This is a genomic window from Nocardia sp. MDA0666 (genome assembly GCF_003023875.1).
In the GTDB taxonomy this organism is placed as follows: domain Bacteria; phylum Actinomycetota; class Actinomycetes; order Mycobacteriales; family Mycobacteriaceae; genus Nocardia; species Nocardia aobensis.
The window spans coordinates 108494-129103 of record NZ_PYHT01000013.1; the positions used below are offsets into that span (position 1 = coordinate 108494).

Consider the following 20610-nt stretch of genomic DNA (forward strand, 5'->3'; position numbering starts at 1 on the left):
CGATGCGCGTGAGCAGGTAACCGCACGGACCCGACCAGCCCAGGGGAGAGACGAACCATCGTGGCCGACGAGAAGGATGCAGCCGAGCAGTCAGCGACGCCGGCGGAGGCGCTCAGCGAAGAGGCTCTCTCCGCTGCGGCCGCCGCCGCGGAGAAGGCGTTCGCGGCCGCGGCCGACCTGGATGCGCTCGCCACCGCCAAGACCGAGCATATGGGCGGCAAATCGCCGATCGCGCTGGCTCAGCGGGCGATGGGCGGGCTGCCCAAACAGGACAAGGCCGATGCCGGTAAGCGGGTGAACGTGGCCCGTGGCCGGGTGACGGACGCCTTCGAGGCCCGCCGCGCCCAGCTGCTCGCCGAACGCGACGCCGCCGTCCTGGTCGCCGAGGCGATCGATGTCACGCTGCCGGCCCGGCGCGGTCCGATCGGCGCGCGCCACCCCATCACGGTGATCTCCGAGCAGATCGAGGACGTCTTCGTCGGTATGGGCTGGGAGGTCGCCGAGGGCCCCGAGGTCGAGACCGAGCACTTCAACTTCGACGCGCTGAACTTCCTGCCCGATCACCCGGCCCGCACCATGCAGGACACCTTCCATGTGGCGCCGGAAGGTTCCAGGCAGGTTCTGCGCACTCATACCTCTCCGGTGCAGGTGCGCTCGATGCTGTCGCGCGAGCTGCCGATCTACGTGGTCTGCCCGGGCCGGACCTTCCGCACCGACGAACTCGACGCCACCCACACCCCGGTCTTCTCCCAGGTCGAGGGTCTGGCCGTGGACAAGGGCCTGACCATGGCGCATCTGCGCGGCACGCTGGACGCGTTCGCGCGGGCGCTGTTCGGACCGGATACGCGAACCCGCATGCGCCCCAACTACTTCCCGTTCACCGAGCCCTCCGCCGAGGTCGACGTGTGGTTCCCGGACAAGAAGGGCGGCGCCGGCTGGGTCGAATGGGGCGGCTGCGGCATGGTCAACCCGAAGGTGCTGATCGCCAGCGGGATCGATCCCGAGGTCTACAGCGGATTCGCCTTCGGTATGGGACTCGAGCGCACCCTGCAGTTCCGCAACGGCATTCCGGATATGCGCGACATCGTCGAGGGCGATGTGCGCTTCACGCTGCCGTTCGGCATCCGCGCCTGAGTCCGGCCCCATCCACCACCCGAGAACCTTCATACGAGGAAGCGAAACGTCACGTGCGAGTAGCGCAGTCCTGGCTGACGGAAACCCTGCAGCGGACCACCCCCGGCTGGTCGCTGACCCCCGAGGAACTCGACGCCGGTTTCGTCCGCGTGGGCCTCGAGGTCGAGGAACTCGACACCCTGCGGCCGGTCACCGGCGATATCGAGCATCCACTGGTGGTCGGCCGGGTCGCCGAGATCACCGAGCTGACCGAGTTCAAGAAGCCGATCCGGTTCTGCAAGGTCGATATCGGCAAGCCGGAACTGCAGGAGATCGTCTGCGGCGCACGCAATTTCGCGGTCGGCGACCTCGTGGTCGTGGTGCTGCCGGGCGGTGTGCTGCCGGGCGGATTCGCCATCAGCTCGCGCAAGACCTACGGCCACGTCTCCAACGGCATGATCTGCTCGGTCGCCGAACTCGGTATCGGCAAGGATCATTCCGGCATTCTCGTGCTGGAGCCGGGCACCGCCGAACCGGGCGCCGACGCCAACGAACTGCTGGGCCTCGACGACACGGTGATCGAACTCAACATCACCCCGGACCGCGGCTACTGCTTCTCGGTCCGCGGCCTGGCCCGCGAACTCGCCTGCGGTTTCGACCTCGACTACGCCGATCCCGCGGTGCGCACGCTGCCCGACGACGAGGCCGAGGCGTATGCGGTGACGGTCGAACCGGAATCCGGCTGCACCCGGTTCGCGGTGCGCAGGGTTACCGGCGTCGACCCGAACGCGGTGAGCCCGTGGTGGTTGCAGCGCCGGCTGCTGCTGGCCGGGGTGCGCCCGATCTCGCCCGCCGTCGATGTCACCAACTACGTGATGCTCGAACTGGGCCAGCCGCTGCACGCCTTCGACGCCGCGAAAGTGACCGGGCCGCTGGTCATCCGGCGCGCACACACCGGTGAGACGTTGCGCACCCTCGACGAGGCCGAGCGCACGCTCGACGCCGAAGACGTTGTGATCACCGATGATTCGGGTGTGATCTCGCTGGCCGGCATCATGGGCGGCGCGAGCACCGAGGTCGGCGACGACACCACCGACATCCTGCTGGAGGCCGCGACCTGGAATCCGCTGGCGGTCTACCGCACCGCGCGCCGGCACAAGGTGGTCTCGGAAGCGGGTAAACGCTACGAGCGCGTCGTCGATCCGGAGATCAACGTCGCCGCGCTCGACCGCGCCGCCACTCTGCTGGCCGAAATCGCCGGTGGCACAGTCGAACCCGCACTGACCGACGTGCGGCTCCCGGTGCCCCCCACCGAGCCGATCCGGATGGATATCGATCTGGCCGACCGCACCGCGGGCGTCGTCTATCCCACCGGCACCTCGGCGCGCCGGCTCGCGCAGATCGGCTGCTCCGTCGAGGTGAGCGTCAGCGAGACCGGCCACGGCCAGCTGGTCGTGACGCCGCCGAGCTGGCGGCCCGATCTCACCCAGCCCGCCGACCTGGTGGAGGAGGTGCTGCGGCTCGAGGGTCTGGAGCAGATTCCGTCGGTGCTGCCGACGGCTCCGGCCGGGCGTGGCCTCACCGCCGAGCAGCGCCGTCGCCGGGCCGTCAGCCGTGCGCTCGCCTTCTCCGGATGTGTGGAGGTGCCGGCGCCGATCTTCATGACCGCGGGGGTCTTCGACACCTGGGGTCTGGACGCCGACGATCCGCGCCGCAACACCATGCGCGTGCTGAACCCGCTCGACGTGGAGAAGGCGGAACTGGCGACCACGCTGTTGCCCGCCCTGCTCGAGGTGGCCGCCCGCAACATCTCCCGGGGTGAGCGCGATTTGTCGATCTACGGCATCGCCCAGGTCGTCCTGCCCGGTCCCGACACCCACGCGGTGGCCGAACTGCCGGTCGACCGCCGTCCCACCGACGAGCAGATCCGCGAGCTCATCGAGTCTCTGCCCGCCCAGCCGGTGCACGTCGCCGCGGTTCTGACCGGCCGGCGGGAACCGCGTGGCCCGTGGGGCCCGGGCCGGGTCGCCGAGGCGGCCGACGCGTTCGCCCTCGCCGACGCCGTCGCCGATGCCGCCGGCGTCACCATCGAGCGCCGAGCCGCCACATATTTGCCGTTCCACCCGGGCCGCTGCGCGGAACTGCTGGTCGACGGCGCGGTGGTAGGCCATGCCGGCGAACTGCATCCGGCCGTCCTCGAGCGCAGCGGGCTGCCGCCGCGCACCTGTGCGCTGGAACTGGATCTGGACGCGCTGCCGCTGCGCGAATCCCGGCCCGCACCGGTCGTTTCCCCCTTCCCGGCGGTGCTGCAGGACGTGTCGGTGAGTGTCGAGAAGACCGTCGGCGCGGCTCAGGTCGAATCGGCGCTGCGCACCGGTGCGGGCGAGCTGCTCGAGGACATCGCGCTGTTCGACGTCTACGAGGGCGCCCAGGCGGGCGAGGGCCGCAAATCCCTCACCTACGCCCTGCGCTTCCGTGCGAGCGACCGCACCCTCACCGAGGACGAGGCCAGCGCGGCGCGCGATTCCGCCGTCGCAGCGGCCGCCGACGCCGTCGGAGCGGTACTGCGCGGATAGTGCGAGTGGGCTCGCGAACCGGCGTGTGTGCAGGTAGGAAGGGACTATGCGACATCCGGCCGAGGGCGTGCTCAACGCGCTGACGTTCCATCCCGAACGTCGGATCACCATGACGCCCGAGCAGTTCGGGTTCGACCACGACGATCTGTGGCTGACCGCGGACGACGGGGCCCGGATCAACGCGTGGTTCGTGCGCGCCGAGAAGCCGCTCGCCCACGTGCTCTACGCCCACGGCAACGGCGGCAATATCGGCGACCGCTCGCCGATCCTGGCATTGCTGGCCGCCGCGGGCCTGAACGTGCTGACCTTCGACTATCGCGGATACGGTCGCAGTCCGGGCCGGCCGAGCGAACGCGGGCTGTATCTGGATGCCCGGGCCGCCCGCCGGGCGCTGCTGGAGCAGTCCGGGGTGGATCCGAAACGCGTTGTCTACCTCGGCAAGTCGCTCGGCGGCGCGGTCGTCACGGAGTTGGCGACCGAGTATCCGCCCGCGGCGATGATTCTGATGTCCACCTTCACCGGTCTGCGCGAGGCGGCCCGCGCGGTCTACCCGTTTATTCCGAAACCGTTGGTGCCGAATGCCTTTCCGACGTTGCAGCGGCTCCGCGAGCTGCGGGTGCCCACGTTCGTCATGCACGGTGAGGCCGACGAACTGCTTCCGGTCGAGATGGGCCGCACCTTGTACGCGGCGCTGGCCGAGCCGAAGCGGCTGCTGATCTACCCGAAGGCCGGGCACAACACGCTGGTCTCGATTCCCGGGTGGTCGGGAACCGTATCGGCGTGGGTTCGCGACGTTCTCGCGGGCGTGGAATCGGTGACCGGCGAGTGAAATCGGCCGGACCACGGTCGCGATGCGTAGCCTGGGTGCATGTCCGACACCGGTGATATGGCGGCCCTGCTCGCCGCGCTGCAGGATGAGGATCTGCTCGAGGTCGTGGTCACCGCGACCACGGGCCGGCCGGGTCTGGAGAAGTTGCATCTGACCGCGGTCGAACTGGCGGCCCGTCCCACTCGTGCGGAGCCCGAGGCCGATGTGACTTCGGACACTCCCGGGGCTGCCGCCGCCGTGCCGCCGCCGATCTCCGGCGGATTCGGGCAGGTCGCGGTGGGCTCGGGGGTGCCGCTGCCGCCGGAAGGCTTCGGCGTGCCCGGCGGCTACTCGGAATCCGGAGTCCCTACTTTCGAGTCAGTTCGCGATAAGGTCGAGCAGCGCTACGGCACCGCCCAGGGGTTGGGTGAACTCGACCGGCAGACACCGGCGGGCCGCAGCGCCGACGAACAATGGCAGGCGCGGGAGAAAGCCGCGCGGGAACGCCTGGACGAGATTCGGAAGTCGATGCGCGACGACGTGTGATTCCGGCTGGTCCGGCGGTCCGGACAGCTGAAGGGGAACCGATGACCGCAGCACAGGACGTCGCCGCGAAACTGCTCGACGCGCAGGTGGACTACCTGCTGGCGGAGGTGACGGGAGATCGGTTCGCCGAGGTCGTCGCCCGTGATGTCGACGATGTGCTGGCGGTCGCCGACACGATCGTCTTCCGCGATGTGGTCTCCGTCGAAGACGCTCGCCAGACCGTGCGCACCGTCGTGAACCGCATCGGCGGCAGCCCGGTGCTGCAGGATTCGGTGGCGGTGTTCGCCGACGCGATCTACGACAATATCGCCGAGAACAACGACTACACCCTCGGCGACGTCGTGGACCGCGAACCCGTGGAAGCGTTGCTGGAGAAGATCTTCGGCATGCACCAGGCCCAGGAGCGCCTGCTGGAGCGGCTGACCGAAAGCCCCCTGGTGGCGACGGCGGCGTCCAAATTCGTCGACAAGCTGATCGACGATTTCATGGAGTCGAACCGGCAGATGGCCAGCAAGGTTCCGGGCGTCGGGTCGCTGGTGTCGTTCGGCACCAACGCGGCCAAGTCCGCGCGCAAGGCCGCCGAGAAGGCCAGCAGCGGCACCTTCATCGGCGATATGGCCGGTAAGGGTGCCATGTTCGCCCTCAAGCGCACCAACAACGCGATCCGGGAAATGCTGCGCGACGCACCGGTGCACGGCGCGGCGATGGAGTTCTGGGATCTGCACGCCGGTGAGCCGGTCAGCGGCCTGCGCGACTACCTGACCCAGGCCGACCTGCGCGAACTCGCCCTGCTGGTGCACCGCATCGTCGTCACCACCCGCGACAAGGAGTACGTGGGTGTGCTCCTCGACGAATGCGTCGACGTGTTCTTCACCAAGTACGGCGACCACACCCTCGGCGCACTGCTGCCCGAACTCGGCCTGTCCGCCGACGACATCCGCACCGAGATCCTGCGCTACGGCCCCGCGGTGGTCGAGGCGGCGAAGCGAAACGGCGTGCTGGCCAAACTGATTCGCGAACGCCTCGAACCGTTCTACACCTCCGAGCCGGTGCTGGCGATCCTGGCCGAGGCGACGCAGTAACACTCGGCGCGGTCCGGCCCAGGTCGACTACCCCCGGGCCGGATCGCGTGTCGCTCGCTGATCAGCCGGTGATCTCGGCGAACATGCCGGGATCATACGAGCCGCCCTGCTGGCGCACGATCACGCCGAGCCGGTTGGCCGCGTTGATCTGCGCGACCAGGCCGACCAGTGCGGCGATCTGGTCGTCGTCGTAATGCTTGCGCACCTGCGCCCAGGTCTCGTCCGAGACCCCCTGGTGGGCGTCGGCGAGACGGGTGCCCTCCTCGGCCAGCGCCAGCGCCGCCCGCTCGGCTTCGGAGAACACCGACGCCTCGCGCCACGCGGCGACCAGGTTGATGCGCACCGCGGGCTCGCCGGCGGCCGCGAGGTCCTTGCTGTGCACGTCGGTGCACCAGCCGCAGCCGTTGATCTGGCTGACGCGCAGCATCATCAGGTCCTGGGTCGCCTTGGGCAGGGTCGACTGGAGGATGACCATGCTGGTGTTGCCGAATCGCTTGGCGAACTTCGCGCCGAGTGCATTGTCGGTGAGGGTGAAACGGGATTCCATGACTTGTCCTTGCTGCCGTGATCGTTGAACGAACACAAGATGCCGCTCACACGATCGGTGTGACAGTGTGGAAAAGTGATGTGCGGCACATAGATATCCGATGTCACAAACAGCGGCTGCCCGGCGTCTCGTCGCGGCGATCTCGGTGGTCCGCGGCGAGCGTGGTTCCTGCCCTCGGTTCCCGAAGGCGGCGGGATCAGATTTCAGTGCGAGATCGTCATGGGCCGTAACAGGGACTCGGTCAGAGCCAATTGGCTGTCGAACTCGGCCGGGTCGAGGGCGGCGATGCGCAGGAGGATGTGTTCGGCGCCCGCGTCGATGTACCGATGCAGTTGCGCCGCAACGTGTTCGGCGTTTCCGGTCAGCAGGACCTGGATCGTTTCGACCGTTTCCACCGGCATCCGGTAGGTCGCCTGCGCGTAGCGGTCCAGCGCCGCCCGGCCCTCCTGCGCGTCGTCGCTGAGGTAGACGGTGGCGAAAAGTGCCGGAGTAATGGATGTTTCAGCGCGGCCGGCGGCGGTCGCGGCGGACCGGACGGTGGCCAGGCCGTCGGCATAGGCGGCCACATCCGGTGGGTAGGGGAGCCAGCCGTCGTAGCGCCGTCCGGTCCTGGCGAGCGCGGCGGGCGTGATGCCGGTGGCCCAGATGGGCGGTCCGCCCGGCCGATGCGGCTGCGGGACGTCCGGCAACCAGTCGTAGTGGAGAACCTTGCCGTGGAAGGGGTCGGTGTTGCCGGACCACAGCCGCCGCCACAGGTCGACGGTGTCGTCGAGCTGGGAGAAGCGGGTTCGGTAGTCGACGCCGACCAGGTCGAATTCGGCTCGGCTGAGTTCCGGGAATCCGGCGCCGACGCCGAGGATCAGCCGCCCCGAGGCCAGCTGATCCAGCGATGCGAGGGTGGCGGCCGCCTGCACCGGGTGCCGGTACGCCGGCATCAGCGCAGCCGTCCCGAGAGTGATCCGCTCGGTCAGCGCCGCCGCGGCGGCCAGGACCGTCAGGGGTTCGATCCGGGCCCGGCTCAGCGAATCGCCCAGCCATACCGAATCGAATCCCATACGTTCGGCTGTCACCGCCAACTCGGCCAGATGGCGGGCCGCGCCGTCGCGCTGCAGCTGCGCGACGCCGCCGGGAAGGAGTAGGCCGTATCGAATGTCGTTCACGAGCTCAGCCTCGGCGTCCGGGTGGCGCGCGACAACTCCCTCGAGGGTATCGCCGGGTGTCGACGCCGGTCGGATCGGCGATCACCGAACCGCCACGGCAGGACGGTTCCGCGACAACGAATTTCGCGCTGTCGAATTCGACTCCATTGGTTTGAATTCTCGACACAGCGGGTAACGGCACTCGCTCAGTGAGAACCAACCGCACGGTATTTCGATATTCCCACTCCTGAACGTAACGCTGTGCGGCAGTACGTTGTTTGAAGATTCAATGTTGTCCACCGGAAGGTCCGGTCATGAGCACAGACCACCGACCCGTCGAATTGTCGGCTCTGGCCGCGGCGTTGCATACCGAGCAGGACGGCTACCGAAAGTCGTTGCGCAGCCGTCAATTGCAGATGATCGCGATCGGCGGAGTGATCGGCACCGGACTGTTCCTCGGTGCGGGTGGACGTCTCGCCGATGCAGGTCCAGGGCTTTTTCTGGTCTACGCGGTCTGCGGTGTCTTCGTCTTCTTCGTGCTGCGGGCGCTGGGGGAGTTGGTGCTGTACCGGCCGTCATCCGGATCGTTCGTATCCTACGCGCGCGAATTTTATGGCGAGAAACTCGCATTCGCCGTCGGGTGGATGTATTTCTTTCACTGGTGCATGACCGGCATCGTCGACATCACCGCGATCGCGACATATGTCCGATATTGGGGTGCGTTCACGGTGGTGCCGCAGTGGGTGATCGCACTGGTGGCGCTGATCGCGGTGGTCGGCACGAATTTGATCTCGGTGCGGTGGTTCGGGGAACTCGAATTCTGGGTGGCGCTGGTGAAAGTCGTCGCCCTCATCGGATTTCTGATCGTGGGCACGGTCTTCCTCGCCGGCCGATTCGCCCTCCGGGGCGAGTCCACGGGGGTGAGCGTGATCACGCATCACGGCGGCCTGTTCCCGACCGGTGTGCTGCCGCTCGTCACGGTCACCACGGGCGTCGTCTTCGCCTATGCGGCAGTGGAATTGGTCGGCATCGCCGCGGGGGAGACCGAGAATCCCCACGAGGTGATGCCGCGGGCCATCAACTCGGTCATCGCCCGCATCGGGGTGTTCTACGTCGGCTCCCTCGTCCTGCTGGGACTGTTGCTGCCCTACACCGCCTTTCGTGACGGCGAGAGCCCGTTCGTCACGTTCTTCGCCCGCATCGGCGTCCCCGCCGCCGGGTCGATGATGAATCTGATCGTGCTCACCGCCGCGTTCTCCAGCCTCAACGCGGGCCTCTATTCCACCGGCCGCATCCTGCGATCGATGTCGGCGAACGGCAGCGCCCCCGCCGTCGCCACCCGCATGTCGCGCACCGGCGTGCCCTACGTCGGCATCCTGGCCACCGGCGCGATCGCGCTGATCGGCGTCGGGCTCGACGCGGTGGTGCCGGACAAGGCATTCGAGATCGTCCTGAATGTCTCCGCCCTCGGCACGATCGTCTCGTGGATGGTGGTTCTGCTCTGCCAGCTGCGCCTGTGGCGCCGCTGGTGGGACGGCATCTCCCACCGCCCCGCCTACCGCATGATCGGCGCTCCCTACACCGGTTACGCCACCCTCGCCTTCCTGGTGGTCGTGATCGCCCTGATGGCGTGCAGCAGCGACCCGATCCAACGCTGGGCGGTCGTGGCGACGGTCTGCGTCATGGGACCGGTGCTGGTCGGAGGATGGTTCCTGACGCGCCGAAAAGTGCTGCGAATAGCGGCCATTCGCCACGACCACACCGGACAGTTCCCCGTGGTCGCCGAGCGCCCGTGGCCGGGGCGGCCGGCGGAGCCCCAAGTGATCGTGGAAGATCCGGGCCCGCGCGGGGGATGAGCGGCCGCAGGGCGAGCGGCTCCTCGACGGCATGGTCAGCGAGCGATTCCGTCCAGCTCGGCGACGTCCTCATCCGACAGTGAGAGCCCGGCCCCGGCGATGTTCTCGCGCAGGTGAGCCGCGGACGACGTACCGGGAATGAGCAGGATGTTCGGTGCGCGCCGCAACAGCCAGGCCAGCGCCACCGGCAGCGGCGCGGCACTCACCCGGGTCGCGACCCGGGTGAGTGTCTCCGACTGCAGCGGTGTGAAGCCACCGAGCGGGAAGTACGGTACGTAGGCGATGTCGTCGTCGGCGAGCCGGTCGATGAGGTCGTCGTCGTGGCGATGGGCGAGGTTGTACATGTTCTGCACGCACACGATCGCCACGATGCTCCGCGCCTCGGCGACTTGATCCGCGGTGACGTTGCTGACTCCGAGATGGCGTATCAGACCGTCCTGCTGAAGGTCGGCGAGCGTCTCCAATGCCGCTGCGAGCGAGCCGGGCTGGGGGCCTGCGGCATCGCCCATGCGCAGGTTGACCAGGTCGAGCGTCTCGACCCCGAGCGACCGAAGATTCTGGTGCACCTGTTCGCGTAAGTCTTCGGGACGCCGGGCCGTAGGCCAGCCGCCCTGCGCGTCGCGGCGCGCTCCGACCTTCGTGGCGATGTACACCGTGTCCGGGTAGGGGTGCAGCGCCTCGCGGATCAACTCGTTCGTCACATCAGGCCCGTACGCGGCACTGGTGTCGATGTGGGTGATACCGGCATCGACTGCCTCACGCAGCACGGCCAGCGCGCCGTCGCGGTCGGTGGGCGGCCCCAAGACCCCGGGGCCGGCGAGCTGCATGGCGCCGTAGCCGAATCGGGTGACAGTCGCGTCGCCGAGCATTCGGGTACCGCCGGGAAGGAGGGGTGCGTTCACCTGGTGCCTTTCGTCTCCGATCGGGAGGAGGTGTCTGCGACCTCCTGGCACCATTGTTGGAGAGCTACTTCCCTTTGGGAAGTAGGCACTCGAAAGTGCGTAACTCTCCGATGAAAGGCGAGACCGGTGACAGCGAAGGTATTCGAGGGGGCTCGAAGCAGCGCGGAGTACAACGCATTCCTGGCGGCATGCCCCAGTCGTCAACTCCTCGATCGAATCTCCGACAAATGGGTTGTGCTGATTCTGTGCGCGTTGAGCGGGGATGCGGGCGTAGCGTCCGATCGGCCCGGTGTCTCGCGTGCCCCGAGAGCGATGCGTTACTCCGAACTGTCTCGGCTGCTGGTCGGAGTCAGCCAGAAGATGCTGACCCAAACTTTGCGGGCTCTCGAGCGTGACGGTCTGCTCACCCGCACAGTGACGCCGACCGTTCCCGTCACGGTCACCTACGAGCTCACCGAACTCGGCCTCTCACTCCATCACTTGACGCGCGGCCTCAGATCCTGGGCACAGGACCACATGGGCGAGGTGTTGGCCCACCGTGAGACCCACGACGCTCGCACCTGATGAGCGGACCGCACGGGCGGGTCATACGCGAGCGGTAGGTCCAGTTCTCGATCGAACGAATGTCGCGCTCGAGGTTTGTGAAGATGGTTGTATGACAAGGGCGTTCGAGCGAGGTGCTCGAACGCCCTTGTGGCACAGAAGGTTAGGTGAGGTCGAAGCTGCCGCGCTCGAGGCGGGCGGTGAACGCATCCCATTCGGCGGGGGCGAAGACCAGGGCGGGGCCGGTGGGGTTCTTGGAATCTCGGACGCCGACCATGCCTTCGGAAAGGTGGGCTACCTCGACACATTCCTTTTGCGAGCTGCTGCGACTGGACTTGAACCACTGGGCGCCGGATAGGTCTACGCTCATGCGAACTCCTTCGCTACAGCCAGGATCAGATCCCTGGACATGTCCTGATCCAACGCTACACGGCCGATCTCCTCGAGTGCATGCCGATATCGCGAGATTTCCTCCGGCCGTTCGAGGTAGAGGTCACCGGCGTACTCCTCCACATAAATGATCGGCGGCTCCGTCAACTTCGACAGGGGCAGGTCGGGGAACTCCAGAAGGATGAATGAGCCCACCATCGAGCCGAGGTGACGGCGAGCGTGGAACGGTACCACGCGCACTGAAACGTTTGGCATTTCCGACATTTCGGCGAGGTGGTGCAATTGCTCCGCCGCCACGGCGGGGCCTCCGACCTGGTCGCGGACGGCAGCCTCGTGAAGCAGCACATCGACAGTGAAAGTGTCGTCCGAGAGTCGCGTCTGCCGGTGTGTCGCGATCTGTACGCGCATCTCGATCTGCTCTGTTGGTGCCTCGGGTGCCTCGGCCCAGGCGAGCGCGCGCCGGTAGGCAGCTGTTTGGAGCATTCCGGGAATCACGCTGAGCTTCCATGCCGTGAATCGTTGTGCGGCCTCTTCGAGGGCGAGGTAGTGGTCGAAGTCGGTGGCAAGCTCATCCGCATATGCCCTCCACCACCCGCCTCCGCGCTCCCGCGATGCCCGCACCTCGGATACCAATCCAAGCAGTGTCCGGCGCTCCTCATCCGACGCCTCGTAGAAGTCGCACAGCGCATTCACCTGTAGCCCAGTGGTTCTCGTCGACAGCCCCTCCTCGATGCGGCCGATGGACTGGGGTGAGGTTTCGGCGGCGCGGGCGGCGGCGGCCTGTTTCAGTCCTTTGGCCTCGCGGAGGCGGCGCAGTTCGCGCCCCAGGGCGCGGCGGGCGAGGGTGCTGCCGGTGACGGACATATCTTTAGCCTCCCTGACGATCGAGCCTGTTACTGGAAGCCACCCTGTGGTGGCGTTCGAAGTTCTGTCCCCGTAGTGAATGTCCGGGATCCGTGAAAAACATTCGGGCGCTTGCCTATTCCGGATGCGGGACGTTTCGAGTGTACTGGCATCCGCCTCGGTAGCCGGGAAGAACCAACCACCGAATTCCGATCGTTTTCCGCGATACGGCGGTCTCCGGCCCCGGCTATCGGGCATGCCATTACCGAAAGCCTGAGGAGCGCATGGATGTACGGACCTCCGATCGTCGATCACATCGAGATCACGGTGGTGGTTTCTCGATGTCGCGTGCGCGTTGCCGGTCGTATCCGCAAGCGGGGGCGCCGTATGCGCTGTAGCCGATATCTGCTGTCCCCCAACGCCTTTGCCTCCGCAAGACCGTGCCGGACGACGGCTCGGCCGGCCGACCGGAATGCGCTGTGAATATTCAGGGGGCAATTTCGCCAACGGCCGGCGCCGCTGGCCGGGAAATGCCTACGACATCGAATAAAAGGGCGCGCCTCGGCGCTCTGTGCGAAATCTGCTCAGCTGCGGCAAGCGGTCCGCGCGCTGTACGACGCCATTTTCGCTCCACCCCGCCCGGTAGTATTCGTGGCGATCGCGAATCTGTTCATCCGGGAAGGGAGCCTCGGCTTCCGGGCGAAGGCGAATACGCCGGCGCCGATCACAGCGGTGGAGGAGAGCGCATGGCGAAAACGAATGTGGCCGATCAATTCGTGCACGTTCTCGTACAGGCCGGAGTGCGGCGGATCTACGGCGTGGTGGGGGACAGTCTCAATCCGATCGTCGACGCGGTGCGCCGCACACCAGAAATCGAATGGGTGCATGTGCGCAACGAGGAGGCCGGCGCCTTCGCCGCGGCGGCGGAGGCGCAATTGACCGGCCGCCTGGCCGTCTGCGCGGGGAGCTGCGGTCCGGGCAACACGCACCTGATCCAGGGCCTCTACGACGCGCACCGCACCGGAGCGCCGGTGCTGGCACTGGCCTCCCACATCCCCTCCGATCAGATCGGCACCCAGTTCTTCCAGGAAACGCATCCGGAACGGCTCTTCGTCGAATGCAGCGGGTACTGCGAAATGATCAGCCGGCCCGAGCAGATGCCGCGCATGCTGCGGATCGCGATCCAGCATGCGCTGGCTCGCAACGAGGTGTCGGTGGTGGTGCTGCCCGGCGATGTCGCGCAATTGGACGCCGCGCACCCGACCGGCGAGACGAGTCTCGTCTCCGAACTCGGCCACGTGATGCCCGCCGCCGAACAGGTGCAGGCGCTCGCCGACGCGCTGAACGCGGCGCGCACCGTCACCCTGTTCTGCGGTGCCGGCGTGCGCGACGCGCACGAGGAGGTGATGCGGCTCGCGCAACTACTCCACGCACCCATCGGGCACAGCCTGCGCGGTAAGGAATGGATCCAGTTCGACAATCCCTACGACGTGGGAATGAGCGGTCTGCTCGGGTACGGCGCCTGCTACAAGGCGATGCACGAGGCCGACCTGGTCGTGCTGGTCGGCACCGATTTCCCCTACGACGAATTCCTGCCGGGAACCAATACCGTGCAGATCGACCACGACGCCGCCCGCCTCGGCCGGCGCACGCCGCTGCAACTGGCCGTGCACGGCGACGTCCGGGAAACCCTGCGCGCGGTTCTACCCCTCCTGAAGCAGAAATCCGACCGCGAATTCCTGGACCGCATGCTCGGCGAGCATTGCCGGCTGCTCGAGCAGGTCGTCGACGCCTACACCCGAAATGTGGCCGACCACAAGCCGATTCACCCCGAATACGCCGCCGATATCCTCGACGAACTCGCCTCCGACGACGCGATCTTCACCGTCGACACCGGCATGTGCAATGTGTGGGCGGCGCGCTATCTGACACCGAACGGCCGTCGACGGGTGATCGGGTCGTTTCTGCACGGCACGATGGCCAACGCCCTGCCGCATGCCATCGGCGCGCAATTCGCCTATCCGGACCGGCAGGTGATCTCGATGTCCGGCGACGGCGGATTGGGCATGCTGATGGGTGAGGTGCTCACCGTGGCGCTGCACCGGCTGCCGGTCAAGATCATCGTCTTCAACAATTCGTCGCTGGGTATGGTGCGGCTGGAGATGCTGGTGGACGGCCTGCCGAACTTCGAAACCGACCATGCCCCGGTAGATTTCGCCGCCGTGGCCCGCGCCGCGGGCATCCACGCGGTGCGAGTCACCGAACCGTCCGACATCCGCGCCGCCCTCGCCGAGGCGCTGGCACATCCGGGCCCCGCGCTGGTCGACCTGGTCACCGATCCGAACGCCCTGTCCCTCCCGCCGCACATCACCGCGGCGCAGGTGCGTGGCTTCGCGCTCGCGGCCAGCAAGATCGTGCTCACCGGCGGGGTGGGCCGCATGATCGACATGGCCCGATCGAATCTGCGCAACGTGCCGCGATGAAAAGCGCTGCTTTCCAGTGAGATTCGTGGTCGCCGGGCGAGACGAACCCGCCCGGCCGAACCCTCACACGTACTGCTCGCGCAGCTTGCCCTTGACCAGCTTTCCCGTCGGTGTACGGGGCAGTTCGTCGGCGAAATCGACGCTGCGCGGCACCTTGTAGTGGGCGATGCGCTCGCGCAGGAAGTCGCGGAGTCGTTGCGCCAGTTCGGGTCCCGGCTCCGCGCCGGGGGCGGGCTGGACGACCGCCTTCACCGATTCGCCCATCTCCTCGTCGGGCACGCCGATCACCGCCACATCGAGGACGTCGGGGTGCAGGGCCAGGGCGTCCTCGATTTCCTGCGGGTAGATGTTCACCCCGCCGGAGATGATCATGAACGCCTTGCGGTCGGTCAGGAACAGGAACCCGTCGGCGTCGATGTAGCCGATATCGCCGGTGGTGGTCCAGGTCGGGTGATCCGGGTGAATCGCCTTCGCGGTCTTCTCCGGATCGTTGTGGTAGTCGAACGGGACTTCCTCGCGTTCGAAATAGATGGTGCCGATCTCGCCGGCGGGCAACTCGCGTCCGTCGTCGTCGCAGATGCGAACCGCGCCCAGGCCCGCGGGCCCGACCGAGCCTGGTTTGCGCAACCACTGCTCACTGTCGATGAAGGTGGCGCCGTTACCTTCGGTCGAGGCGTAATACTCGTGCAGCACCGGGCCCCACCAGTCGATCATCGCCTGCTTCACCTCCACCGGACATGGCGCGGCGGCATGGACGGCGACCCGCATGCTCGATACGTCGTAACGGGCACGCACGCTCTCGTCGAGTTTCAGCATGCGCACGAACATCGTCGGCACCCACTGGCTGTGGGTGACGCGATAGCGTTCGATCGCGGCGAGGGCCTGTTCGGCGTCGAAGCGCTCCAGCACCACCACGGTTCCGCCGAGGGCGTGCACCACACCGCCGAACCGCAACGGCGCGGCGTGATACAGCGGAGCCGGCGACAGGTACACGGTGTCGGTGTCGAATCCGTAGAGCGGGCCGAACACCGCGGTATAGGTGTCACCCGGCGCATCGCCGACCTGACGATCCGGCAACGGATGTTTGATGCCCTTCGGGCGGCCGGTGGTGCCCGACGAATACAGCATGTCGGCGCCGCGCGGCTGATCCGGCAGCGGCTCCGCCGAGGATGCGGCCAGCGCCTTGTCGTACGAGTCGTACCCGGGAACGGGACCGCCGAAGGCGAGCCGGATCCCGACCTCGGGCGTCTGCGCGACCACCCGCTGCGCGACATCCGCCAGCTCCGCCGACACGATGAGCGCCCGTGCGCCGCAATCGTTGACGATATAGCTGATCTCGTCCGCGGACAGATGCCTGTTGACGGCCGTGATGTAAAGGCCGGATCGCAACGCCGCCCAGTAGACCTCGTACACCTTGAGCGTATTGCCCGACAGCAGCGCGACGTGATCGCCCCTGCGCAGGCCCGCATCGTAGAGGTGGCGCGCGAGGCGAACCGAGTTGTCCTCGAGTTCGCGGTAGGTCAGCGCCGCACCGCTCTCGGCCAGCACGACCGCCGGTTTATCAGGGAAACGATCGACATGCGCACCGGGGTACATCCTGCTCCTCCACGACACCGCCGACGGTCCGGACGCGACCGCCGGTCGAGAGGGACCTGCCTCGCCGCCGCGACGCCGGCCCCGCCGAGACACCGTCCCGACGAGCGCGACGATAGCGGAAAGTGAACGACGATTCGTGAATTATCGCCAAACTTCTGGCCAGGTTCGCGGAGGTTTGGACGGGTTGCCGGTAACCCGTCGGGCGAGCGGGTCGGAGTTGCTGATAGCTGGTCCGGCGGGTGTGCGTTGGTCGGCAGCCCGGCGGCCCTTCCGTGGCGGAACGACGGTGGCCCCGACGAACCGGCGCGTCCACCGTCGAGCCCGCGTGGACCTCCGCACTCGCTTAGGCTGAGCCACAAGCGATGTCGACAAGGAGTCCCGACCTATGGCGAACCCGTACCAGCCCGGATATCCCGCACCGCAACCGCCGGGCTGGGGTGTGTCGCCGAATTACCCTGGCGCTCAGCCATTCCCGGGGATCAGGCCGCGGAGGAGGCGCACGGCCGTGGACATCGTGGCGGGCATCGCGTTGGCGGTGGCGGCGATTCTCACGGCCGCGCAATCGGTATGGGCAATCGTCGGCCCGGGCCGTGACTATCCCGCCTTCGAGTACGGCTTCATTTCCGCTCTGATCCCGTTCTGGGCGTGCTCACTTGCCGCATTGGTCGGCGGCATCATGCTCTCGGTTACCGGGGCAGGATCCGTTCGGATTCGTATCGTTGCCGCGCTGGGCGGTGGCGCGCTGTTCGTCTCGATCGCCCGTAGCATCGTGATTCTCTGCGTCGACTCCTACGTTCGGGTGTCAGCCAGTGGTAACTGGCTCGCGATACCCGCCGCCATCGCAATCCTGGTCGCGGTGGGGGCCCTGATCGCGGCACCATCGGGCTCCTCGGCGACACCCGTTCCTCCGTCGGCGATTCCCGGTTACCCCGGCGCTGCGTCTTACCCGAGTGCGGCTGCCTACCCCGGCGTCCCGACCGGCTATCCGGCTCCCGCTGTCGCGCCCAATTATTCGGCTCCCGCGGTCTACCCGGCCCCCGAATCTTCACCGCCCGCGCTTCATGGCTGGCCGTCGTATCCGGGCGCCGCTGTTCCCGGCTACCCGGGTGCCCCCGCACCGGCGTATCCGGCAGGGCCGGGTTATCCGGGCGTCCCGTCGGGCGCTCAGGGAGATCCGAACGCCGCCGGTCCGCACCCGGTCGCCGGTCCGCACGCCGCTGCCGGTACGCCGCCGGTCCACGGCCACCAACCCGCCGCGTCTGCCCCAACTGGTCCGCAACCGGGTTATGCATCCACGCCGGAACAGCCCGGCGGCCCGGACTCATCCTCCGCTCCCACCATCCATACGGGCCCGAGTGGCGCGCCGCCTTCGGAACCGCATCTGCCTCAACAGTGAAGCGGGGCCGCGCGTGTGGCGGAGGAGACGGCCGTCCCGTGCGAAACACCGAACGGCTGGTGGGTGTCCGGGCCACCGGAGCCGCACTCCAGGCGCGCGGCTCGAGACGGTCGGAATGCCCCGCGGGGCTCGACCCGGCGCACCGTGCGCGATAGTCGGCGAGACGGTGAACCAATCGTGCAAGCCTCGTGGATTTGGGCCGCTGTCGGATCAGGTTGCGCGGTGTCGTTTCACTCGGTCGGTCGTTCTGCCGGTACCCGGTGGGCGGCGATCGGCCGGAGGTGTTCGCGCAGCTGGTCGCCATGGGCGCCGAAGATCTGTTCGTCGGTCTCTACGGCGACCCTGATTGCCGCGGACGCCAAATCCCTTCCCGCGGCGGTGAGTTCGAGCCGGAAGGCACGGGCGTCGGCGGTGTCCGGGTGGCGCCGGAGCATGCCGCGCTCCTCCAGGACACGGATCACCCGCGACGCCATCATCCGGTCGGTGCCCGCCATATCCGCCGCCTGCTGCTGAGTGGGGCGTGCGCCGTGGCGGGCCAACCATCCGGTGGAGGCCAGCAGATTGAATTGAGTCGGCGTCAGTCCGAGCGGACGCAGGTTCCGTTCCAGCGTTGCGCGCCACTCGAGGGCGGCATGATGCAACCAGAACCCAGGGGACAGGAGCGGACCCTGGGGTACTGCCCGCGTCGGTCGTTCAGCCACGCCGTGCCGCTTCCGCCGCGAGGGCCGCGAAGGTGCGCGGCATATCCGCCCGCATTCCCTTTTCCCAGATGAGTTTGAACAGCGGTCCCATCGGTCCGTGGACTTCCACGTTCTCGGAAACCCGGACCGTGCCGTCGCCGAGCGGCTCGTAGGTGCGCCGGCCCCGCAACTTGCCGAACGGCAGGCCCGCCTCGCTGGTCCACGACTGGCCAGGTTCCACCGCGACGATCGTGAACGGCCCCGCGGGTGCTCCCTTGGGCTTCACCCACCCCTTGGTTCCCGGGGCGAACGGCCCGTCGAGGCGGGCCTTCTCCTCGTGCGGATCCCATTCGGCCCAGTGCGCGACGTCCGTGGCTACCGCCCAGATCCGATCGATATCGCCTGCTATCACGGCTTCTTCGGTGAACGAGTACATCATGGCCGCCTCCAGTTTGTTGCTGCAACAACAATAACTGTTGTTGCAGCAACAAATCTAGATCGTGGCTGATATCCGCTAGATCAACTCCGATAGCGGAACAGGATTCGGCCCCTGGTCAGGTCGTAGGGGCTCAGCTCCACCAGGACCCGATCGTCCGGGAGGATTTTGATGTAGTTCATCCGGACCTTTCCGGACAGGTGGGCCAGGACCTGGTGACCGTTGGGGAGTTCCACCGTGAATGTCGCATTACGCAGGCATTCCACGACGTGCCCCTGTACTTCGATCGCTCCCTTCTTCATCGCCACACCAACTCCAGCGTGCTGTTCGACCGCTCGGCGCCGATGCCTTCGAACAGGGCGGTGGCCGCCGCGTTGGATTCGTCGATTTCGGCCGCTGCCCACGTCTTCCCGGCACGGTGCAGCGAGCTCAGCGCCCGGCCCAGCAGGGCGCGGGCGATGCCGCGCCGGCGTGCGTCGGCGCGGACCGCGACCAGTCCGATGCGCGGCAGCCGAGTCGGTTGCGCCACCCGGCACAACCCGACGTACCGGCCGGCCTGGGCCGCCACCACGTAGTTCGCCGGATCGATAGGTGGGGAGATCACCTCGGCCGGCATGGTGTGCCAACCGGCGGTGGACTCGACTTCGGCGCGTACGGTACGGTCCAGTTCGCGCAGTGAATGCGCTTCGGCCGCACCGAAATTCAGGATCTCGACGTCCGGTGGCGGTGCCGAATCGAGTCCTGTGATCGCCGGATCGGTGGGAACCCGGTATTCCCATTCGCGCCGCCGGGGCGCGAGACCCGCCCGGCGCCATTGCGTGGTCAGCTCGAGATCGGCCTCGTCGACCAGCGTGTACAGCGGTTTCGGCAGCTCGGCCAGCATGGCGACGGCGAGGCGATCGAAGGCCTCGTCCTGCCAGGAGTCGATGCTGAGAAACAGTCGCCCATCGGGCCGCGGTGACGCCTCACCACTACCGACCAGCCGGTCGCCGGTCAGCGCATGCCACTGCCGGTCCGCGATGCGCGTCACCATGAGTTCGGAAGAATGCATTGTCGTCCCCTCTCGGGATCGCTCGGACGAGCACTCCCGATGACGACGTGCGTCAAACGTCCGATCGTGAGAACGGGGAGCGCCCAAGGAATGCCGTGAAAATGGGACTCACCCCCTCGCGTGATCAGGTCGGACCGCAAGAGGCTATCAACTCGACTATCCGCCGCCAACCCATTTTCCGAGCACCCCGCCCGAGTTCCGGAACGGCGCCTCCGCGCCCGTCGCCTACGGCCACCCGAGCTCGTAAGACTCACTGCGACCGCCGGATTCCGGTCTGCGCACTACGCCGAGCTCGACCAGTTCGGTGATGTCCCGCAACGCGGTGCCCGTCGATGCTGTCCGCTCATCTGCGCCGACCGCGTCGAATGTGCCCAGCAATCGGGTCGGCATGGTGATCCGACGGGCGTTCATCGTCGGGGCCATTGCTTTCACCGCGGGCGATCCGGCCCGGCTCTGGCGCCGCGGCCGCCGTACCCGGCAGGTGTCGAACCTGTCGGCGAGGTCGCGACGGTGGGCAGCGCGCGCTGGTTCCTTCGAAGGGACGGCGCTGGGGATCGGCGTGCGCGTGATTGCCGCCACATCGACGACGTCCCGCACCCCGCTCGTGAATGAGCTTGCATGAT

General features: G+C 67.4%; 20 protein-coding genes. 10 read left to right on the forward strand and 10 right to left on the reverse strand.

Features of this window, described 5'->3' with window-relative positions; translation table 11 throughout:
* Positions 1-60 precede the first annotated feature (60 nt).
* From pheS to C8258_RS19315, 5 genes are read left to right on the forward strand one after another with little or no spacing between them, the layout of a single operon-like run.
* Positions 61-1134 carry a phenylalanine--tRNA ligase subunit alpha gene (gene pheS / locus C8258_RS19295; protein WP_106956380.1) on the forward strand — a complete coding sequence of 358 codons (1074 nt, stop codon included), beginning with the start codon at positions 61-63 and terminating at the stop codon, positions 1132-1134.
* A gap of 53 nt (positions 1135-1187) precedes the next feature.
* Positions 1188-3689, forward strand: a complete 2502-nt coding sequence (gene pheT / locus C8258_RS19300; protein WP_106956381.1) for a phenylalanine--tRNA ligase subunit beta — start codon at positions 1188-1190, stop codon at positions 3687-3689.
* 46 nt (positions 3690-3735) lie between these two features.
* The gene (locus C8258_RS19305) at positions 3736-4518 is read left to right on the forward strand and encodes an alpha/beta hydrolase (RefSeq protein ID WP_106956382.1); all 783 of its coding nucleotides are present in this window, start codon (positions 3736-3738) and stop codon (positions 4516-4518) included.
* 39 nt (positions 4519-4557) lie between these two features.
* Positions 4558-5043 carry a hypothetical protein gene (locus C8258_RS19310; protein WP_063007862.1) on the forward strand — a complete coding sequence of 162 codons (486 nt, stop codon included), beginning with the start codon at positions 4558-4560 and terminating at the stop codon, positions 5041-5043.
* A gap of 41 nt (positions 5044-5084) precedes the next feature.
* Positions 5085-6125 (forward strand): hypothetical protein, encoded by a 1041-nt coding sequence (locus C8258_RS19315; RefSeq protein WP_106956383.1) that lies wholly within the window; start codon positions 5085-5087, stop codon positions 6123-6125.
* A 61-nt stretch (positions 6126-6186) separates the two neighbouring features.
* Here C8258_RS19315 and C8258_RS19320 read toward each other — a convergent pair whose 3' ends face one another.
* Both C8258_RS19320 and C8258_RS19325 read right to left on the reverse strand, forming a co-directional pair.
* Positions 6187-6672 (reverse strand): carboxymuconolactone decarboxylase family protein, encoded by a 486-nt coding sequence (locus C8258_RS19320; protein ID WP_106956384.1) that lies wholly within the window; start codon positions 6670-6672, stop codon positions 6187-6189.
* A 203-nt stretch (positions 6673-6875) separates the two neighbouring features.
* Positions 6876-7832 (reverse strand): LLM class flavin-dependent oxidoreductase, encoded by a 957-nt coding sequence (locus tag C8258_RS19325; RefSeq protein WP_233225194.1) that lies wholly within the window; start codon positions 7830-7832, stop codon positions 6876-6878.
* Between the two features lie 293 nt (positions 7833-8125).
* Between C8258_RS19325 and C8258_RS19330 the strand changes: the two genes are divergently transcribed.
* Positions 8126-9667, forward strand: a complete 1542-nt coding sequence (locus C8258_RS19330) for an amino acid permease (protein WP_106956385.1) — start codon at positions 8126-8128, stop codon at positions 9665-9667.
* A gap of 35 nt (positions 9668-9702) precedes the next feature.
* On the opposite strand, the gene C8258_RS19335 is transcribed toward C8258_RS19330, so the two are convergent.
* Positions 9703-10569, reverse strand: coding sequence for an oxidoreductase (locus C8258_RS19335; protein ID WP_255420431.1), 867 nt, complete (start codon positions 10567-10569; stop codon positions 9703-9705).
* Between the two features lie 126 nt (positions 10570-10695).
* On the opposite strand from C8258_RS19335, the gene C8258_RS19340 reads away from it, so the two are divergent.
* Positions 10696-11133, forward strand: coding sequence for a helix-turn-helix domain-containing protein (locus C8258_RS19340; RefSeq protein WP_106956387.1), 438 nt, complete (start codon positions 10696-10698; stop codon positions 11131-11133).
* 142 nt (positions 11134-11275) lie between these two features.
* Here the strand turns inward: C8258_RS19340 and C8258_RS19345 are convergent, their stop codons facing one another.
* Positions 11276-11482: a DUF397 domain-containing protein gene (locus C8258_RS19345; protein ID WP_106956388.1), complete on the reverse strand. Its 207-nt coding sequence runs from the start codon at positions 11480-11482 to the stop codon at positions 11276-11278.
* Positions 11479-12366, reverse strand: a complete 888-nt coding sequence (locus C8258_RS19350; RefSeq protein WP_106956389.1) for a helix-turn-helix transcriptional regulator — start codon at positions 12364-12366, stop codon at positions 11479-11481. Before C8258_RS19350 ends, C8258_RS19345 begins: the two co-directional genes overlap by 4 nt.
* Before the next feature lie 725 nt (positions 12367-13091).
* On the opposite strand from C8258_RS19350, the gene C8258_RS19355 reads away from it, so the two are divergent.
* Positions 13092-14828 (forward strand): pyruvate dehydrogenase, encoded by a 1737-nt coding sequence (locus C8258_RS19355; protein ID WP_106956390.1) that lies wholly within the window; start codon positions 13092-13094, stop codon positions 14826-14828.
* A gap of 63 nt (positions 14829-14891) precedes the next feature.
* Here the strand turns inward: C8258_RS19355 and C8258_RS19360 are convergent, their stop codons facing one another.
* On the reverse strand, positions 14892-16424 hold the full coding sequence (locus C8258_RS19360) for an acyl-CoA synthetase (protein WP_106956391.1): 1533 nt from the start codon (positions 16422-16424) through the stop codon (positions 14892-14894).
* Positions 16425-16929: 505 nt separating this feature from the next.
* Here C8258_RS19360 and C8258_RS32335 point away from each other — a divergent pair.
* The gene (locus C8258_RS32335) at positions 16930-17820 is read left to right on the forward strand and encodes a hypothetical protein (protein WP_146161279.1); all 891 of its coding nucleotides are present in this window, start codon (positions 16930-16932) and stop codon (positions 17818-17820) included.
* A 230-nt stretch (positions 17821-18050) separates the two neighbouring features.
* On the opposite strand, the gene C8258_RS19365 is transcribed toward C8258_RS32335, so the two are convergent.
* The 4 genes from C8258_RS19365 to C8258_RS19380 all read right to left on the reverse strand — a co-directional run bounded on the left by C8258_RS19365 (position 18051) and on the right by C8258_RS19380 (position 19987).
* Positions 18051-18521 carry a MarR family winged helix-turn-helix transcriptional regulator gene (locus tag C8258_RS19365; RefSeq protein ID WP_158271282.1) on the reverse strand — a complete coding sequence of 157 codons (471 nt, stop codon included), beginning with the start codon at positions 18519-18521 and terminating at the stop codon, positions 18051-18053.
* Complete coding sequence (locus C8258_RS19370) at positions 18514-18939, reverse strand: SRPBCC family protein (protein WP_106956393.1); 426 nt, start codon at positions 18937-18939, stop codon at positions 18514-18516. Before C8258_RS19370 ends, C8258_RS19365 begins: the two co-directional genes overlap by 8 nt.
* 80 nt (positions 18940-19019) lie before the next feature.
* Positions 19020-19244, reverse strand: a complete 225-nt coding sequence (gene infA / locus C8258_RS19375) for a translation initiation factor IF-1 (protein WP_223273528.1) — start codon at positions 19242-19244, stop codon at positions 19020-19022.
* Positions 19235-19987, reverse strand: a complete 753-nt coding sequence (locus tag C8258_RS19380; RefSeq protein WP_199195767.1) for an N-acetyltransferase — start codon at positions 19985-19987, stop codon at positions 19235-19237. Before C8258_RS19380 ends, infA begins: the two co-directional genes overlap by 10 nt.
* 307 nt (positions 19988-20294) lie before the next feature.
* On the opposite strand from C8258_RS19380, the gene C8258_RS32340 reads away from it, so the two are divergent.
* Entirely contained in the window at positions 20295-20609 is a 315-nt protein-coding gene (locus C8258_RS32340; protein WP_146161280.1) for a hypothetical protein, read from the forward strand.
* The last annotated feature ends 1 nt before the right edge of the window (position 20610 follow it).